We start from the raw sequence: 16,983 nt of genomic DNA, 5'->3' as shown, positions 1-16,983 counted from the left end.
ATCGGTTCCGGGCGGACGGGAGGGAGTAGGACCACGAGCCCTCTTCCTCGACGGTTCCCGCCCGGAAAATTCAATTCGTTTCCGTTCGGTACGGTTCGGTGCGATTCGGTATCGTTCGTCTCTTAGCGCAGCCCCCGCGAGCGACGCATCTTTTCGAGCGACGCCCCCGTAAAGCGGAAGGTCGGAACGGTCGATTCGCGCACTTCGCCCGTACGGGTCGTCCACGCAACGTGCTCGAGGTCGGCGGAAGGAACGAGCGGGTAGAAGGCTTCGGGGGTCAGATTCGCATCCCGATCGGTTTCCGGCGTATCCGCGGCAGCCGACGCATCCTTCATTTCCTCGGCGTCGGTCCCGTCCTCGGGGTCCTGCAGGAACACGCGATCGGCCGGGTCCGCGGCGTCGCCCGTCGTCTCGAAGCGATAGAGCCGGAAGGCGGCAACTTCGTCCGAAGCGCTCGCAGTCGTTGCACCCTCGGAGGCTTTCGTCGTTTTTCCTTCGTCGTCCGTTTCCCGAGTTGCGGCGGCACGGCGTGCGGCGAGCGCCTCGAGAAACTCCGCCTTCGGATCGCGTACGGGTTCGCCGTAACGGGCGGCAAGCGTCAGGAGCCCCACCAACGAGGCAAGCCCCCGACGCACGGTCGGGGTCGATTGCTTTTGGGCATCCGCCGTCGGCTCGCCCGGATCATCCAAGAGAGCGAGCACTTCGCCCACCGTTACGGTCTCGCGCTCGGCAAGCGCTCGGCGCACGGCGCGCTTCAACCCCGCGTAGTCGATGTCGGAGTCGCGCAGACGCGCGGCCAACGCGCGAAGGTCCGCGACGGGTGCTTCCGCGGTCTCGATCGGGGTCGAGAGGCGCGAGAGTTCGGGGTCGTAGAGTTCGAGGGTCGACAAGGACGTCACGTACGCGCTCGTGAATTCGAGCGTGTGGACGGGACAGCCTGCGGAAACGGCGCGCGCCGCTTCGCGCGCCGCAGCATCCGCCTCGCGAATGAGCCGATCGAGCCGTTTTTCTTCCCGATACTCGTGCCGCTCGACGAATTCGCGCAGCGACCGTGCGAGCGCGATCATGACGGAGCGCGTATCGCGGGCGCGCTCCAAGAGGTCCGTCTGAAGGCTCGTCAGGAGCTCCTTGTCGCGATCCCCGAGCTTTTCAAAGAAGGGCTGCGTGCGAATCCGATCGATCGCGTTTTGGAGTTCGTCCGTGGCGCGGGGGTCGGTAAGAAGTCGGTAGAAGCCTTCGAACGCTCGCCCCGCGTCCGAATCGCGAATGGCGTCGTACCCTTCGAAGAAGCGTTCGAGCATGTCGCCGCGCGGGGCGTCGCTGCGCAGAATCTCCGCGCGGAAATTGCGGTTCAGGCGCTCGAACTCTTCGCGCACGCGCCGGAAGTCCGTCCGCAGCTCGTGGAAGAGGTCGAGAATGTCGTTCGTACGGGTGAGCGCCGAGTCGGTCGCGAGTACTTCCGCACGCCCCTCGCGCACGGCGGCGATTTCGGCGTCGATCCGGGCCTTTTCGGCTTCAAGGCGCGCGATGCGGGCTTGGGGGTCCGCGTCCGAATCGTTTGCAAGCTTGATGAGGGCGTGCGTCACCATGTCAAGGCGCGTTTCCGTGGGGCCGGAGCGGCGCATGCGGTAGCGCGTCAAGAAGCGAATGACGTCAAGCCCCGCGGAGGTGAGTTCGTATACCTCTTCGGCCACCCCTGCGGGGAGACGACAGACGATGTAGCCGTCTTTCACCCAACGGGCGGCGTAAAGTTTCGCGAGCTCGCGAGGGCCCTCGCGACTTTCGCGCCGGCTTTCCCGGTCGGCGGAGCGGTCGGCGGCTTCGAGTTTGCCGAGTTCGTGCGCGAGACGGTCGATGAAGACGGAGGCCGGCAGTTGGCGCTCGCCCTCGTAGAGGAGGTTCTCAAGGAGCCCGACCGTGACGGGCGCGTTTTGGCCCGCAAGGAGCTTCCAGATGGGCGTTTCTTTCAACGCTCTGTAAGTTTCGATGAGAGTACGGGCTGCCACGAGCGATGAGTCCTCCGGAATTACCGGGCGCCGCAGGCTCCGCGAGGCCGTGCCTCGGGGAGGAGGGCGCCCGCCGATCGCCCGGGGCTTCGGGCCGTGGAAAACGGCCGACACGGCGAACGGATTCGCCCGAAAAAGCCCGCACGCGATCGGGAACGAGTTCGGACGACGAAGCCGCCCGAAAAACCGTTTATTTTAGCGGATCGAACCCTTCCGTCGCCAACGTCCGCGCGGGCCTCGGCCGAAAAAAAAGCGGAACGGGCTCGCAACCGACAAAAAGAAAGCCGGGCTCTGAGGCCCGGCCAACGGAAGGGAAGAAGAGAACGGACACGCAGAAGACGCTGAATCGTGCCCGTTCCGACTTCTTACCCGACAAGAATACGCCTCCCGACGCAAATGCGTGAAAAATCTTTGCGGCGGGTTTGATCTGAGTACGGGTTCCTCCGCTTGACTTTACACGGTAGTTTTCGTAGCACCCGCTTCGGACGATTCGGCGGCCTTTCGCGCCTCGATGTCCGGGAAGCGCATCTCGCGAAGGCCGACCATGCGCACCTTGGGATGCGTGATGCGGTAGCCGATCCAAAGCGCGGCGAAGATGAGAAGCCCCACGTAGGTCGCCAAGAGCCCCTGACCGTCGAAGGCCGTCCCCGTGAAGACGTCGAAGAGCGCTTCGTAATTCTGACCCGCCGCAACGAACGCGCAGATCGCAAAGGCAATCGCGGGGCCGACGGGGAAGAAAGGCGCTCGGTAGGGAAGGTCTTCGAGGCGTCCGCCCTGCGCGACGTAGCCGCGGCGGAAGCGGTAGTGCGAGACCGCCATCCCGAGCCAGCAGATAAAGCCCCCCATGCCGGTGGTGTTCAAGAGCCAGAAGTAGACCGTCCGGTCTCCGTAGAAGGCCGTAAGGAAGCAGAGGCACGAAATCAGGGTCGTGGCGACGAGCGCGTTGCGCGGGACGCCCGAAGCGGACGTCTGCCCGAAGATCTTCGGCATTTTGCCCGCGAGCGCAAGCGTATGCAGCATGCGGGTCGCGGCATACATGCCGGAGTTGCCCGCCGAAAGGACCGTCGTGAGGATGACGGCGTTCATGACGGACGCGGCCGAAACGAGCCCCGCGTTTTCAAAAACGAGCGTGAAGGGACTCACCGCCACGTCGGCGAGATCGTTTTTGAGGAGCCGCGGATCCGTGTACGGAATGAGCAAGCTCATGACGATCGTCGACAGGATGTAGAAAAGGAGAATGCGTCGGAAGATTTGCTTGACGGCCTTCGGGAGGTTCTTCTGCGGGTCCTTCGATTCGCCCGCGGCGACGCCGATCAATTCCGTCCCCTGGAAGGAGTAGCCGACCGCCATCGCAACGGCGAAAAACGCCGCAAAGCCGCCCGCAAAGGGGCCGTCGCCGACGGTCCAATTGGCTAAGCCCGAGCCCGGAACTTCGGTCGGGATGCCGAAAAGAAGGAGCGTACCCGCGATGATGAAAACGACCACGGCCGCGACCTTCACGAATGCGAACCAGAATTCCGCTTCGCCGAAGGTGCGCGCCGACGCCCAGTTGAAAGCGAAGATCACCGAGAGGAAAAGAGCACTCCAACACCAGCCCGGCACCTGCGGGAACCACCAGGCCATGACGAGCTGCGCGGCGACGAGGTCGACCGCAATCGCAATCGCCCAGTTGTACCAGTAGTTGATGCCGAGCGCGAAGCCGAAGCCTTCGTCGACGTACTTTTCACCGTACGTCGCAAAAGAGCCCGAGACGGGCTCGTAGGCGGCAAGTTCGCCCAACCCGGTCATGAGGAAGTAGACCATGAGGCCGATCAACGCATAGGCGGCGAGGGCGCCCGCGGGACCCGCCTGAGAGAGAACGGCCCCGGAGGCGACGAAAAGCCCCGTGCCGATCGAGCCCCCGAGGGCGATCATCGTGAGGTGTCGCGCCGAGAGGGAGCGTTTCAGTGTAGTGGACATAGTGCGAGGGAAAGAAGCGTGGCAAGAAAACGAGGAGCAAAGCGCATTCCCGTTCGTGCTTCGAATGGAAATTCCCCGAACGACGGGCGCTTCGCACGATGCGTTCATCTTGCTACGGCGCGGGCTTCTTCGCGAGTGCAACCTTACGCGCTTCTTGCCCGAAACTCTACGAAGTGCGGATTGGCGCGTATGGAGCACGCATGAGGGGAAAAGAAGAGGCCCAAACCGATCGAAAGTCGAAGGCCGGAAGAGGGAGGCAGAATGAGAGGAGAGGACGTGCGGCGGGAGGGCCGAAATGAAAAAAGCTCCCCCGCGGCGTGCGAGAGAGCTTTCCGAAAAATCGGGACTTCCGACGAAATCAGGCGGCGAGGCCCTGTTCGATGAAGGCCTTCAATTCCGACGGGGTCTTCACTTCAACGAGGCGACCCGGGAGTTCGACGCCGTTTTTGACGACGAGCATCGTCGGGATGTGCTTCACGTCGAACTTTTCCTTGAGTTCGGGCGAGGCTTCGGAGTCGATCGAGACAAACTTCATGCGACCGGCGTATTCCTTCGCGAAGGCCTGGTAGAAGGGCGCGGCGCGGCGGCAGTCGATGCACCAGGAGGCGCCGATGGCGAGAATCACGGGAACGTCGGACTTGTAGACGACTTCGTCGAGATTGGCGGAGGTGACGGGAACGATTTCGCTCATGGTGAGAACCTCTTGCGGAGTGTTGAGGGTGACGGACGGGGCGTTTCTCTTCCCGTCCGATAGCTTAGGTTCATCGTAGCACGACTTTTGAAAGTCGTTCTCTTTCGCGAGGCACCTTTCGGGCGAAATTCGCCCTCTCGGGCGTCGGCCTTTGTTTCCGCATGTTGCCGTACGTACCCGCATCCCGCAAACGGTGTATCGAATTCGTCCCGAGATTCCCCCCGAGGACGTACGACCAAAGAGAAACCGACGACAAACTTCGCACCGAAGTAGCGGATAAGCACGGAAAAGCCGCTCGGGCGCGGCCTCGCACCCCGCAAAAACGGCTCCGTTAACAATCGGAACCATAGGTTGCACCTATTGGAAAATCCCCGCGGCTTCCTTTAGGATGAGCGGACGTTGTTTTTGCGAAACCACCATAGATAGAAAACCCAAGCAACGAAAACACCATTTCAAGGCCCGCGCCCCGAAATCACGCTGCGCGGGCCTTCATTCGTTTTTCGTCGCCTCCGGCGGTTCGCGCCCCTCTTACCCATCCCCCTAAGGTCCTCTTCCATGTCCGTCACCATCGATCCGCGCCGCGACGAGCTCTTCGACGAGCTCGGTCGGATTCGTCTGCGCGAAAGCTACATGCGCCCCGAAGAAACGAGCCCTCAGGAGCGTTTCGCGTCGGTTGCCGAAACCTTTGCCTCGAACCCCGAACACGCACAGCGCATTTACGACTACGCGAGCCGTCACTGGCTTTCCTTCTCAACGCCGATCCTCTCCTTCGGTCGCTCGAAGAAGGGTCTCCCGATCTCGTGCTTCCTCGCCTACATGGCCGACAGCGCCGAGGGGCTCGTCGACACGCTCTCCGAAGTCAACTGGCTCTCGATGCTCGGGGGCGGCGTGGGTATCCACGTCGGGATCCGCTCGGCGGACGAAAAGAGCGTGGGCGTGATGCCGCACCTGAAGGTCTACGACGCGGCGTGTCTGGCGTACCGTCAGGGCTCGACCCGCCGCGGCTCCTACGCCGCGTTCCTTGACATCGATCATCCGGACATCATTCCGTTTATCGAGATGCGCAAGCCCACGGGCGACCAGAATCTGAAGGCCCTCAACCTCCACCACGGGGTCAATCTTTCGGACGCCTTCATGGCGAAGGTCGAAGCCTCGATGCGCGACGCCGATGCGGACGATTCGTGGGAGCTGAAGGACCCGGCCACGGGGCGCGTCACGGAAGTCGTTTCCGCGCGCGACTTGTGGCAGCGCATTCTCGAAATGCGCATGCACACGGGCGAACCCTATCTCGTCTTCACGGATACGGCGAACCGCGTTTTGCCCTCCTGGTTGAAGGATCAGGGGCTCTCGATCCACGGCTCGAATCTCTGCACGGAAATCTTCCTTCCGACGAGCGCCGACCGTACGGCCGTCTGCTGCCTCTCGTCCGTGAACCTCGAATACTTCGACGAGTGGAAGGACGATGCCAACTTCATCCCCGACGCGATGGAGTTCCTCGACAACGTCCTTCAGTACTTCATCGACCATGCGCCCGAGCCCATCGCGCGCGCGAAAAAGAGCGCCGAACGCGAACGCTCCGTGGGGCTCGGCGCCCTCGGCTTCCACGCGTACCTTCAGAAGAAGGGCGTTCCTTTTGAGTCGGCGCTCGCCAAGAGCATCAACATCCGCATCTTCAAGCACATTCAGTCGGAATGCGCCCGTGCGGACGCGATCCTCTGCGACCTGCGCGGTCCGTGCCCGGACGCGGCCGAAGCGGGCGTGAAGCGCCGCTTCTCCCATTGGAACGCGGTGGCGCCGAACGCCTCGTCGTCCCTCATCATGGGGGGCACGAGCCCCTCGATCGAGCCGCGTCGCGCGAACATCTACCGTCAGGACACGATCTCGGGCGCCTACATCGTGAAAAACCCCCAGCTCGTGCGCGAGCTCGATCGCCTCGGGCTCAACAACGACGACGTCTGGGCCGACATCATCGCCCACGACGGCTCGATCGCGCACCGCGAGGACATTCCCGAGACCGTGCGTGCCGTTTTCCGCACCGCGACCGAAATCGATCAGCGCTGGATCATTGAATTGGCCGCCGACCGCCAGCCCTTCATCGATCAGGGCCAGAGCGTGAACCTCTTCTTCCCGCCGGACGTCTCGATCCCGTACCTCCACGTCTGCCACTTCACGGCGTGGAAGCGCGGCCTCAAGTCGCTCTACTACAACCGCTCGGACAAGCTCCGCAAAGCCGACCGCGTGGGTGTCGTCAACGAGCGCCGCCGCATCGAAGACGACATCAACATGAAAGCGGTCGCCGACGACACGACGTGTCTTGCCTGCGAAGGCTGACCGTCCGCCGACACGCAACGAACACACAAGGTACACACATCGCCATGACCGAATCCGCCATCGATGAAAAGTCGGTCGTTCGACCGGCCGCCGCGCCCGAAGGGGAGGGGTTGCTCTCCTCGCGCACCTACTTCAAGCCCTTCCGCTATCCGTGGGCCTACGAAGCCTTCATGCAGTCGGAGCAGATGCACTGGCTCTGGACCGAAGTCCCCATGATGGAGGACGTGAAGGACTACCAGAGGAAGCTCACCGAAAGCGAAAAGGACTTCCTCACGAAGATCCTGCGCTTTTTCACCCAGGGCGACATCGACGTCTCGGGCGCCTACGTGAAGAGCTACCTCCCGCGCTTCGGGCAGCCGGAAGTGCGCATGATGCTTTCGTCCTTCGCCGCGCGCGAAGCGGTGCACATCGCCGCGTACTCGCACTTGATCGAAACGCTCGGGCTTCCCGAATCCATCTACAACGAATTCCTTCAGTACGAAGCGATGGCCGCGAAGCACGACTTCTTCAACGAAGTCTCCGAAAACGACGAGTACGGCCTTGCGGCCCGCATCGCGGCGTTCTCGGCCTTCACGGAAGGGATGCAGCTCTTTTCGAGCTTCGTGATGCTCCTCAACTTCACCCGCAACGGGACGATGAAGGGGATGGGCCAGATCATCGCCTGGTCGATTGCGGACGAAACGCTCCACACCGACTCGATGACGCGCCTCTTCCGCGAGTACGTGACGGAAAATCCCCACCTCTGGACGGACGACCTGAAGCGCCGCATTTATTCGATTGCGGAAACGATGGTGGAACTCGAAGACCGCTTCATTGATCTTGCGTTCGGCGTCTCGGAAATGGAACGCCTCACGCGCGAAGACGTCCGCGCCTACATCCGCTACATCGCGGACCGTCGTCTGACGGGGCTCGGCCTCAAGAAAATCTTCGGCTCGACCAAGAATCCGCTCCCGTGGGTCGACGCCATGCTCGGCGTCTCGCACACGAACTTCTTCGAAAACCGCGTGGTCGACTACGCGAAGGGCGCCCTTACGGGCGACTGGAGCGAAGTGTGGGGGAGCGCGAAGGAATAAACCCTTTTTGCCCCGGGGGCGCAAGACCGAAGATCGCAGGGCGGTGCCTGCGAACAAGCTCCGAAGCCTCCGGGGCGAAGCTCTCGAACTGTCGAAGCCTCTTTGCGGCGCTTGAAGCGCTTGAAGGCCGCGCCGATCTTCTTACCCGCCGAGGACCGCGGGTAAGGACGCAAGGACGGAATCTCGACGAGGCCGAAACGAACGAAAGCCCGGACTCCGAGGAGTTCGGGCTTTTCGCATTCGCGGGAGCCCTCTCGCGCGCACCGTCTTCTCACGGGCGAAAGGCGAGCGAAAGGCGGGCGGGGAAGGGCTTTGAGGCGCCGGATCCCCAAGAAATCAGGAGGCGCTCCCGCTCGGCGTCACGGCGCTCGAGTCCGGGGCGTCGACGGAAGCGAAGTCGTCCGCGACGAGCTCGCGCTTCGGAAGGCGCCCTTCGGAAAGGGCCTTCAGGATCACTTCGCGAACGACGGTCGAAGCGGAGGTCGATTCCGAGGCGCAGAGGTGCATGAACGCATCGCGATCTTCAATCGAAAGACGGACGCTGAGAACGGTGGATTTGACGGTCATGATTTTTCTCGGGAAGGAGTGTTTAAGGGGCACCATCGATCCTAGGCGCACCGTGCGTGAAATGCAACGGTCAATTTTCGGCGATTTACACGGTTCTTTCCCGCCGTGACACGGTTTTGCAATAGAACCCACTGAATTACAACGAATTTGTCTCCGTAATCGATTCCGGAAAATATTCCGAAAAGCGTCCTTCATGCACTCGAATACTTCATAATTTGATTCGATATCGACGTTCTTTTGTCGTTCAACGTCGAAAAATGAAATCGATATTCTCGAATTCGTAAATCCGCGTATTGGTTTTTGCACATTTCGGATTCGCCGAAATTTCCGTAATCTTCTTCTCGCACGAAAACCCGCGAACGACGTGAAAACGGGGAACTACCCGACGTCCGACGGGAGGTAAGACCGACCGAATCGCGATCCGACCGTCGTGCATCCCGAGATCCGTCCGAATCGACCCATCGCCGGCTCGAAGAGGCGGGTCCGCTGCGGCAGGCCTCGTACGCCCGAAAGGGATTTGTGCCTCGCCGCGTACGCTTCGAGTGCGGCCCCGAGAAGCCCTCGGGACCGACCGGTCTCGGATTTTCTTTACCGTCCCTTTCGGCCGGAAGCCGCCCGGCACAACTCACGAAGAAATGGCGGCTCCCGTGCGGCCGCGTGCTCGCTCGGCGCGTACGCCGCGGACGGCAAATCGCCCAGAGGTAACGAGCACGGCCCGCTCGGAGGAAGAGCGGGGGGAGGGCGAGCGGTCCCGGAAGCGGGCCCTCAGAACTCGTCGATTTCCTTCGCGAGGAACCGCGGGCTCGTGGAGAAGATCCGTCGGACGGCTTCTTCGTCGGAGATCTTCACGCCGAACGACCGAATCATCGAGCGGATCCACTGTAGCCCCGGATCGCTGTCCGTGCGCTGATGCCAGTAAAGCGCGCGCTCGATCCCGGGTCGCACCCAGGGGGTGGGCAGAGCCACGAGTTCCCCAGATCGCACGTATTCGAGCGCCAATCGCCCCGTCATGCGAAGCACCATGTCGCTCTCGCGAATGATGCGAGGTGCCCCGAGCATGTAGGGCATCGTGATCGCCCCTTGCTCGCGCGGGGAAGGCATGAGCCAGGATTCGTCGTCGAGGAGCGTGTTGATCCGCAGCGCCGGAAACGCTTCGATCGCATCGCGTGTCATCTTTTCGCCCGCTTCGACCCGCAACGCCAACGGGTGCCCCGGCCGCACCACGTAGACGTACTGCGAAGCGTAGAGCATCTGCTGCATGATGGAGCTCGAATGCACCATCGCCCGCGGGGCGATCCCGATGTGGATCCGCCCGTTTGCAAGCATCGTAAGAAGGTCCCGGTCGAGCTGCACGACCTCGAACCGCACACCCGGCGCCCGACGGCGGATTTCGAGCATGGCCGGCGCGAGTACCGTCGCCAGAGCGCTGTCCATCGCGCAGACCCGCACGGTCTTTTCATACGTTTCGGGCCGAAAGACGGCGTTCTCGAAGAGATGCTCCCAACTCCCGATCGCCTGAGCAAGGCGCGGGCGCAAGGTCTTCATGAAGGCCGTGGGCACCAGGGCCTTCCCGTGCCGCACGAAGAGGTCGTCGCGAAAGATTTCGCGGGCCTTCTGAAGGAGCCTTGAGCTCTTCGGCGTCGAGATCCTCAGGCGCGTTGCCGCTCCCGTCACGGACTCGGTTTGCGCGAGGACGTGTAGGAACTCCAGAAGCTCCAACGTCATTTCGCCCTTTTTGAGAAGTTCGGGCGGCGTCGAAAGTCTTTCGGTTCTTGGGACACGGGTCGTCATGGGCGGATTCGTCAATCGTTGTTGTAGCCCCGAATGATACGCGGTTAAACCCGTAGGAGAAAAGAGGAGCGAATCGGCCTTCTGCGACGCATCGACAAAACGACGGCGACTCGGCCGCCTTTCGAAAAAAGACGGTCGAGTCGTAAGCGTACGCTGCTCGAGGAGCAATCACGCAATCGTACGATCGGCCTACCTCTCGGTCCGCAGTCCGAGAAGCCGAATCGATGACCGGCAACCGCCCCTCGCAGTGCTTTCAGATCTTCAGGCCTTCAGCGCCTTCACGGCAGCTTGAGCCGAGAGACGCCCCCAGATGACGGCTGCCGTCAGTTGCGAGCCCACAATGTAGTCGTCGTAGAAGAGGCCGCCGATCGAGTTCCCGCAGGCAAAAAGCCCCGGGATCGGCTGGTTTTCGGTGTTGAGCACCTCGCCGTTCGCTCCGATCTTGGGGCCGCCGAAGGTTGCCGTCATGCCGCCCTGGAAGGCGAACGCAAAGAAGGGGCCCTTTTCGATGAGGCGGGGCTTTTCAAGCGTATTCGGAGGCGTCAGCGTATCGCCCTTGCCGGCCTTCACGGCCGCGTTGTATTCGTCGATCGTACCAACAAGCGTCTTTTCGTCGACACCCATCGATTTGGCGAGTTCGGCAATCGTCTTCCCTTCGGCGATCGGCGCCTTGGCCTTCTTGTAGCGGGCGATGCGCGTCGCGACGGTTTCGATGTCGACCACCTGACTGTCAATGATGATGAAGGCGCTGTTGTCCTTCGTGATCGACGGAAGTTCCTTCGCGATCGCCACGTAGGTCTTCTCTTCGTCGATGATGCGGTGGGCCGCCTTGTTGACGATCACGCCGTAGTTGACCATCGTCGAGGGATTCGCCTGATTGACGCCGATCGGTCCGCCGTGGAACTGGTCCATATTGACGTAATTCGGGAAGAAGGGGCGGGTGAGCGTGATATTTTCCCCCATCATGTAAGCCGAACCGCGAAGCGGCATCCAAGCGACGCCGCCGCCCATGTATCGGCACACCATCTCCTTGTTGGCATGGAACCCGCCCGTAGCCACGATGACGCCGCACTTCGAACGGAGTTCGAGCGCCCCCTGGCTCTTCGAGACGGCCCGGGCACCGACGCATTCGAGCAGAGGCGTCTTCAGAAGTTCAATCGCCTTCGTATTCGTCATGAAGGTGATGTTCTTGTGCTTTTTGACTTCTTCGAGCATCTGGAAGGTGAGCTGAGCGCCGCCCGGCTTCTTCGGACCGGCAACGACGTGCCCGCGCACGGTGGCCGGCCACACTTCCTTCACCATCTTGCCCCACTTGATGCCGCAGCGCTTCGTGAGCCATTCGATGCAGTCGGCGCTCTTTTCGCAGTAGATGCGCGTGAGCTTCGGGTCGCCGCGGTGCTGCGAGACCTCCATCATGTCCTTGTAGAACTCGTCGATCGTGTCGGTGAAGCCGTTTTTCTTCTGCACGAACGTGTTCGTCGCGTTGAAGTGACCGCCCGCGTAGATCGTGTTGCCGAAGGGAGCGGACATCTTTTCGAGGAGAGCCACCTTGGCACCCGCGTCGGCGGCTTCAAGTGCCGCGGTCATGCCGGCGCAGCCCGCACCGATCACGACGAGGTCGAACTCGAGCGTCTTGACACCCGTCTCGGCGGCAGGCTCCGCGGCGTGCACCAGATTGGCCGTACCCGCGGCCGTGGCGGCAACGGCTCCGAAAAGCCCCGTACGAAGAGCGGAACGACGATTCATGTCGGTCATATGAAAGTCTCCTTTGCGATGGGTTGTGGTCCTGCGGCAGGGCGGTTCGGCGGCTTCCGACATTGGTCGAATCGGAGGCGGGCGAGCGTTGCCGCATGAAGAAAACTCTATTACGCAAGGTCCGATAAGTAGTCTTGACCGGGCTCAAGGAGGGTCGATTCAACGGGTGTACGGGCACGCCCGAGGTTGCAAGAGCACGGTCGGGAGGCATTCCACGCGGGCTAGAATTTCCGGGCGTGCCCCCGGGCCGCCGCTTCTTTCTTTCTTCCTTCCGTTCCTTGGTTTTGACCCGATCGATGTCCGCTCGATTCCCGAATGCGCTCCTTGCCGCTGCAATGACGTGTGCGCTCTTTGTCCCCGCTACGGGAGACGCCTCGCCGATTCGGGTGGGGATCAGTGCTTTCGCGCTTCTTCACCAACGCGACGAATTCCTCGATTCCACCAGCGCAACACTGGCGAGCACTTTCGGACGCGAGAACCTCGTCGTCACGCACTACAGCGTGGCCGGGCTCGAACGCGCCGTGCGGGCGGGCGAAGTGGACGTGTTCGTGAGCAGTGCGGGGGTAGCTCGACGTCTTGTCGACACCGGGGCACGTCCCCTGGCCACGAGCGTCGCTCCGGGGCTCGAAGATCCGAACCACAACGAGGGGACGGCCATCGTTCTTCGGCATGACGATGCGCGCTCGCTTCTCGAGTTGCGCGGCACGCGACTTGCCGCCAATCTCCCGTACGGCTTTTCGGGCTACCAGATCGCATTGGGTGAAATTGCGGCCGCGGGCGAAGATCCCGATCGGTTCTTTGCCGAGAATCTCTTCTTTCACCGAAGCGCCTCGATGGAAGAGGTGGCCGAAGCCGTCGCCTCGGGACGGGTCGATGCGGGCTTCCTGAGGCTCTGTGCTTTCGAAGCACTCGAAAAACACTACCCCGAGCTCGCGCGGCAACTGCGCGTTTTGCCGCCGCCCGGAGATGTTACGGGAGAGGTTGCTTGTCGGCACAGTACGCGACTCTATCCCGCGCAGGGGATTTCCGTCATGCCGACCATCGCACCCGAGCATTCGAGAAAACTGCTCGTAGCGCTCCTGACGATGCCGCCCACCGAGGACGGCCGCGCCTGGTCGGTTGCAACCGACTACCACGCGGTCGACAACCTTCTGAAAATTCTGAAAACGGGGCCGTACGCGTACTTGCGCGAGTGGACGGTACGGCGCTTCATCGAGACCTACCGTCCGCTGATCGCCTTTGCGCTGCTGGCACTGACGGGCTTTTTCCTCCACGCGTGGCGCTCGGACAAGCTCGTTCGTCAACGCGAAGCCGAGCTCGAAGAAGCTCATCGCCGAGAAACGAATCAGAACCGCCGCATCGAATCGCTGCAACGCGCGGGAGCCGTCGGACAGCTTTCGAGCCTCATCGCCCACGAAGTGCATCAGCCGCTTGCGGCCGTGCGGCTCTACGCGGAAGGGCTCGAGCGTCAGGCCGATTCGGAAGCGACGACACCCGAACGCATACGAAGCATTGCCCGCCGGATCTCAACCCAGGCCGAACGAGCCGCCAACATCGTCGACCGCGTGCGCAACTATGCTCGCGAACGCAATCCCGTCCTCACGCCGCTGACAATCGGAGAGTTGCTTGATCACCTGTTTCTGTCGTACCCGCGTTGGAAGGATCGGATTATCCTCGAATGTTCGGAGAGCCTCAGGACCACCCGCATTCGCGCGAGCCTCATTGAAATGGAACTCGCCGTGGTGAACCTCCTTCGCAACGCCGCACAAGCCACCGAAGGCGTCGCGTCGCCCGTCATTCTGTTGCGGGTCGGCCTCACCGACGGCTCGATCACGTTCGACATTGTCGATAACGGACCTTTTGCGGACGTCGAGCGCCTCAAGACCCTCACCACGCCCGTCACAAGTGAAAAACCCTCGGGGCTCGGGTTGGGGCTCTCCATCGTACGGCACCTCATCGAGCGACACGGAGGTACGCTTTCCTTTTCGATCAACCCCTTGGAAGCGCACGGCCTTCAAGCCCGCATTGCGATTCCACTCATCCGCGAGGAGCCACCGACCGATGCGCCGTGAGCCTTTTTTGATTCGTATCCTCGACGACGACGAAGCCTTGTGCGACGCCATAAGTTTTCTGCTTGAGGGCGAAGGCTACGAAACGGTCGTCTATTCGAGCGCGGAAGCGTTCCTCAAAGCAGGGGACGTCACGAGCCGGGGCTGCCTTCTTCTCGACGTCAAGATGACGGGCATGACCGGACCGCAACTCCAGGAGCGACTCCTTGCACACGGCTCGACTCTGCCGATCGTTTTTCTCTCGGCCCACGGATCGATCGACCTTGCCGTGGACGTGATGCAAAAAGGAGCGGTTTCGTTTTTGCCGAAGCCCGTGGGGGCCGAGCGTTTGCTTGAGGCCGTCCGGCGAGCGGAAGACAATCCCGTCTACGGTCACACGGCTCAACGTCGCTCGCCGGTGCCCGAAGCGGCGCCGCAGTTGAGCGACCGCGAACGACAGGTGGTCGCGCTCGTCGGGCAAAACCTCACGAGCCGGCAGATTGCAGAGAGAATCGGCGTTTCGCGTCGTACGATTGAATTTTTCCGCTCCAACGCCATGCGAAAGCTCGGCGTGCGCTCGGCAGCGGAGCTCAAAGAAAAGATCGCCTCCGGGACCTTCCTCGACTGAAGCTCTCACAGGTACTGCTTCCGTCATCCGCTGGTTCGTGAAACCGGCTCAAGCGGTCCGGCGAAGCCTTCAGAGCGCCACGGACCGACGGCGGAGCGCTTCGAGAAGAACTAAAACAAGGAGCGTGAAGGCGGAGAGGACGAGACACAAGGCCGCGCGAAACGGCGTTGAAAATTTCGAGCGACAACGTGTTGGTGCGGCCCGAAAGGTTTCCGCGCAACATCATCGTGATCCCGACCTCACCGCTCGCTCGCGTGAGGACGAACAACAAACCCGATAGGATGTGCGTGCGAATGAGCGAAAGCGTCACGCGAAAAAAGACCGTCAGGGGGCGCGCTCCGTGTACCGCCGCCGCGAATTCAAGGTCGGTGAGCGCCGGACTCTCCAACGCCGCAAGCAGAGGGCCGCGGGCGCAAAAACCATCGGAAGACCCGCATCCGCACTCGGGGCACGGGTCGTCATGGCGAGCTCTAATTCGGTCGTTGATGTCGCACCGAATGATACGCGTTTCCGAGCCTGTCCGAACGTCAGGCAAATCGAACCCGCCTTAAGCAACGGTCGCCTTTCTACGAGTAGGATGCCGACGGAAGTCCCCGGGTTTTTCCGTTCTCTTCTTTTTTCCCTACATCGAGGTTTATCCATGACCGTTAATCGTCGCACGTTGCTCGAAACACTTTCTCTTTCCGTACTCGCCGCGGGCACGGCCCTAACGAGTTCGGCGGCCTTCGCCCTGAGTTCCTCCGAGCAGGCCCCGGAAACCGCAAGCACCCACGAAGGCCGCACTGCGCACGATCTCCTCGTACTGCTCTTCCCGGGTTTCGAGACGATCGACGCGATGGGCCCCGTGGAGATGCTCGGAAACCTTGAAGGTCTCACGATTCGTTTCGCATCGGTCGAAGGGGGCATCGTCAAAAGCGCCCAGGGCGTTCCCGTCCTGACCGAAGCCTGGAGCGACGCTCGGAAAGCGGGTCACGTCGATTGGCTCCTCGTCCCCGGGGCCGCGCCCGCTTATCTCAATTTGCCGGACGCCTTCTTTTCGATGGTAAAGGACGCTGCGGAAGGTGCGAGCGAAGTCATGACGGTCTGCACGGGTTCGGTCCTCCTCGCCCGTACGGGTCTGCTCGACGGCAAGGCCGCCACCTCGAACAAGAATGCGATCGGCATGGCGCTCTCGCGTTTCCCGAAGGTGCGTTGGGTGGGGCGCGCCCGCTGGGTCGAGGACGGGAAGTTCACGACGAGCTCGGGCCTCACGGCAGGCACCGACATGGCGCTCGGCTTCGTTGCGAAGCGTTTCGGCGTCGAAGAGGCCCGACGCATCGCGGTCTTCACGGAATACCGCTGGAACGAAGACCCGACGGACGACCCGTTTGCCAAGGACTGACGGAAACCTCTCGAAGCGCTTCAGAGCGCCACGGACCGACGGCGAAGTGCTTCGAGCAGTGCGAAAACAAGGAGCGTGAAGGCGGAAAGCACGAGGCACAGGGCCGTTGCCGCATCGAAGTCCGCGCGCGAAACCGCGTTGAAGATTTCGAGCGACAGCGTGTTGGTGCGGCCCGAAAGGTTCCCGCCCAACATCATCGTAATCCCGACCTCGCCGCTCGCACGCGTGAGACCGAGCAACAGGCCCGAGAGGATGTGCGTGCGAATGAGGGGAAGCGTCACCTTGAAAAAGACCGTGAGAGGCCGCGCCCCGTGAACGGCCGCAGCGAACTCCAGGTCGCAAAGCGCGGGGCTCTCCAAAGCGGCGACCACGGGCCGCACGACAAGCGGCAACCCCGCCACGAACGCCGCAAAGTAGACGGCCGCGCTTGAAAAGACCATCGGAAGACCCGCGTCCGCCAAGAGCGCCCCCACGGGCCCGGTGCGCCCGAGAAGGAGCAGAAGGAGGTAGCCCAACGCGATCGGCGGAAAGACGAGCGGGAGCGTCACGAGGAAATTGAGCGAGCGCACGACCCAGCCGCGCTTGCGCGCAAAGAGCCACGCGAGCGCCGGCCCCGCGATGAGAAACCCCGCGGTTGCCACCAAGCACGTACGCAAGGTGAGCGCCAGGGCACCCGCGATCACGGGATCGCGAAGGACGGAAAGAAGGAGTTCCGGCGAGAATTCGGTTTCCATGACGGGCTTCGGGGTGCGG

12 protein-coding genes are annotated in these 16,983 nt (G+C 62.2%); 5 read left to right on the top strand and 7 right to left on the bottom strand.

What is annotated here, in order from left to right; all coding sequences use genetic code 11:
• Nucleotides 1-122: 122 nt before the first annotated feature.
• The 3 genes from S6FBBBH3_RS06405 to S6FBBBH3_RS06395 form a co-directional block, all read right to left on the bottom strand.
• Nucleotides 123-2,006, bottom strand: a complete 1,884-nt coding sequence (locus S6FBBBH3_RS06405; protein ID WP_170143850.1) for a DUF3375 domain-containing protein — start codon at nt 2,004-2,006, stop codon at nt 123-125.
• A gap of 453 nt (nt 2,007-2,459) precedes the next feature.
• Nucleotides 2,460-3,965, bottom strand: a complete 1,506-nt coding sequence (locus S6FBBBH3_RS06400) for an amino acid permease (RefSeq protein WP_120176958.1) — start codon at nt 3,963-3,965, stop codon at nt 2,460-2,462.
• Between the two features lie 358 nt (nt 3,966-4,323).
• On the bottom strand, nt 4,324-4,656 hold the full coding sequence (locus S6FBBBH3_RS06395; RefSeq protein WP_120176957.1) for a thioredoxin family protein: 333 nt from the start codon (nt 4,654-4,656) through the stop codon (nt 4,324-4,326).
• Between the two features lie 555 nt (nt 4,657-5,211).
• Between S6FBBBH3_RS06395 and S6FBBBH3_RS06390 the strand changes: the two genes are divergently transcribed.
• Together S6FBBBH3_RS06390 and S6FBBBH3_RS06385 are read left to right on the top strand one after the other, a co-directional pair.
• Entirely contained in the window at nt 5,212-6,987 is a 1,776-nt protein-coding gene (locus S6FBBBH3_RS06390; protein ID WP_120176956.1) for a ribonucleoside-diphosphate reductase subunit alpha, read from the top strand.
• Nucleotides 6,988-7,031: 44 nt separating this feature from the next.
• Entirely contained in the window at nt 7,032-8,060 is a 1,029-nt protein-coding gene (locus S6FBBBH3_RS06385; RefSeq protein ID WP_120176955.1) for a ribonucleotide-diphosphate reductase subunit beta, read from the top strand.
• 336 nt (nt 8,061-8,396) lie between these two features.
• Here the strand turns inward: S6FBBBH3_RS06385 and S6FBBBH3_RS06380 are convergent, their stop codons facing one another.
• From S6FBBBH3_RS06380 to S6FBBBH3_RS06365, 3 genes are all read right to left on the bottom strand, one after another.
• Nucleotides 8,397-8,627, bottom strand: coding sequence for a hypothetical protein (locus S6FBBBH3_RS06380; RefSeq protein ID WP_120176954.1), 231 nt, complete (start codon nt 8,625-8,627; stop codon nt 8,397-8,399).
• A gap of 765 nt (nt 8,628-9,392) precedes the next feature.
• Nucleotides 9,393-10,418 (bottom strand): LysR family transcriptional regulator, encoded by a 1,026-nt coding sequence (locus S6FBBBH3_RS06370; RefSeq protein ID WP_120176952.1) that lies wholly within the window; start codon nt 10,416-10,418, stop codon nt 9,393-9,395.
• A 261-nt stretch (nt 10,419-10,679) separates the two neighbouring features.
• The gene (locus S6FBBBH3_RS06365; protein WP_120176951.1) at nt 10,680-12,173 is read right to left on the bottom strand and encodes an FAD-dependent oxidoreductase; all 1,494 of its coding nucleotides are present in this window, start codon (nt 12,171-12,173) and stop codon (nt 10,680-10,682) included.
• Nucleotides 12,174-12,469: 296 nt separating this feature from the next.
• On the opposite strand from S6FBBBH3_RS06365, the gene S6FBBBH3_RS06360 reads away from it, so the two are divergent.
• The 3 genes from S6FBBBH3_RS06360 to S6FBBBH3_RS06350 all read left to right on the top strand — a co-directional run bounded on the left by S6FBBBH3_RS06360 (nt 12,470) and on the right by S6FBBBH3_RS06350 (nt 16,230).
• Nucleotides 12,470-14,245 (top strand): sensor histidine kinase, encoded by a 1,776-nt coding sequence (locus S6FBBBH3_RS06360; RefSeq protein ID WP_123957653.1) that lies wholly within the window; start codon nt 12,470-12,472, stop codon nt 14,243-14,245.
• On the top strand, nt 14,235-14,849 hold the full coding sequence (locus S6FBBBH3_RS06355) for a response regulator transcription factor (protein WP_120176949.1): 615 nt from the start codon (nt 14,235-14,237) through the stop codon (nt 14,847-14,849). The genes S6FBBBH3_RS06360 and S6FBBBH3_RS06355 overlap by 11 nt, the downstream gene beginning before the upstream one ends.
• Nucleotides 14,850-15,489: 640 nt before the next feature.
• A complete protein-coding gene (locus S6FBBBH3_RS06350) occupies nt 15,490-16,230 on the top strand; it encodes a DJ-1/PfpI family protein (protein ID WP_120176948.1) in 741 nt (246 codons plus the stop codon).
• A 20-nt stretch (nt 16,231-16,250) separates the two neighbouring features.
• Here S6FBBBH3_RS06350 and S6FBBBH3_RS06345 read toward each other — a convergent pair whose 3' ends face one another.
• Entirely contained in the window at nt 16,251-16,964 is a 714-nt protein-coding gene (locus S6FBBBH3_RS06345) for a molybdate ABC transporter permease subunit (protein WP_120176947.1), read from the bottom strand.
• Nucleotides 16,965-16,983 lie beyond the last annotated feature (19 nt).

Source organism: Sutterella megalosphaeroides, from assembly GCF_003609995.1.
In the GTDB taxonomy this organism is placed as follows: Bacteria; Pseudomonadota; Gammaproteobacteria; order Burkholderiales; family Burkholderiaceae_F; genus Sutterella; species Sutterella megalosphaeroides.
Note: the sequence above shows the minus strand (reverse complement) of the source record. Positions and strands in the feature narration are given on the sequence as shown.

What these genes read in the sequence shown, in the direction of transcription:
- S6FBBBH3_RS06360 (WP_123957653.1), top strand. Translation starts at nt 12,470, where the DNA reads ATGTCCGCTCGATTCCCGAATGCGCTCCTTGCCGCTGCAATGACGTGT.
- S6FBBBH3_RS06395 (WP_120176957.1), bottom strand. Translation starts at nt 4,656, where the DNA reads ATGAGCGAAATCGTTCCCGTCACCTCCGCCAATCTCGACGAAGTCGTC.
- S6FBBBH3_RS06345 (WP_120176947.1), bottom strand. Translation starts at nt 16,964, where the DNA reads ATGGAAACCGAATTCTCGCCGGAACTCCTTCTTTCCGTCCTTCGCGAT.
- S6FBBBH3_RS06400 (WP_120176958.1), bottom strand. Translation starts at nt 3,965, where the DNA reads ATGTCCACTACACTGAAACGCTCCCTCTCGGCGCGACACCTCACGATG.
- S6FBBBH3_RS06365 (WP_120176951.1), bottom strand. Translation starts at nt 12,173, where the DNA reads ATGACCGACATGAATCGTCGTTCCGCTCTTCGTACGGGGCTTTTCGGA.
- S6FBBBH3_RS06370 (WP_120176952.1), bottom strand. Translation starts at nt 10,418, where the DNA reads ATGACGACCCGTGTCCCAAGAACCGAAAGACTTTCGACGCCGCCCGAA.
- S6FBBBH3_RS06390 (WP_120176956.1), top strand. Translation starts at nt 5,212, where the DNA reads ATGTCCGTCACCATCGATCCGCGCCGCGACGAGCTCTTCGACGAGCTC.
- S6FBBBH3_RS06350 (WP_120176948.1), top strand. Translation starts at nt 15,490, where the DNA reads ATGACCGTTAATCGTCGCACGTTGCTCGAAACACTTTCTCTTTCCGTA.
- S6FBBBH3_RS06355 (WP_120176949.1), top strand. Translation starts at nt 14,235, where the DNA reads ATGCGCCGTGAGCCTTTTTTGATTCGTATCCTCGACGACGACGAAGCC.
- S6FBBBH3_RS06385 (WP_120176955.1), top strand. Translation starts at nt 7,032, where the DNA reads ATGACCGAATCCGCCATCGATGAAAAGTCGGTCGTTCGACCGGCCGCC.
- S6FBBBH3_RS06380 (WP_120176954.1), bottom strand. Translation starts at nt 8,627, where the DNA reads ATGACCGTCAAATCCACCGTTCTCAGCGTCCGTCTTTCGATTGAAGAT.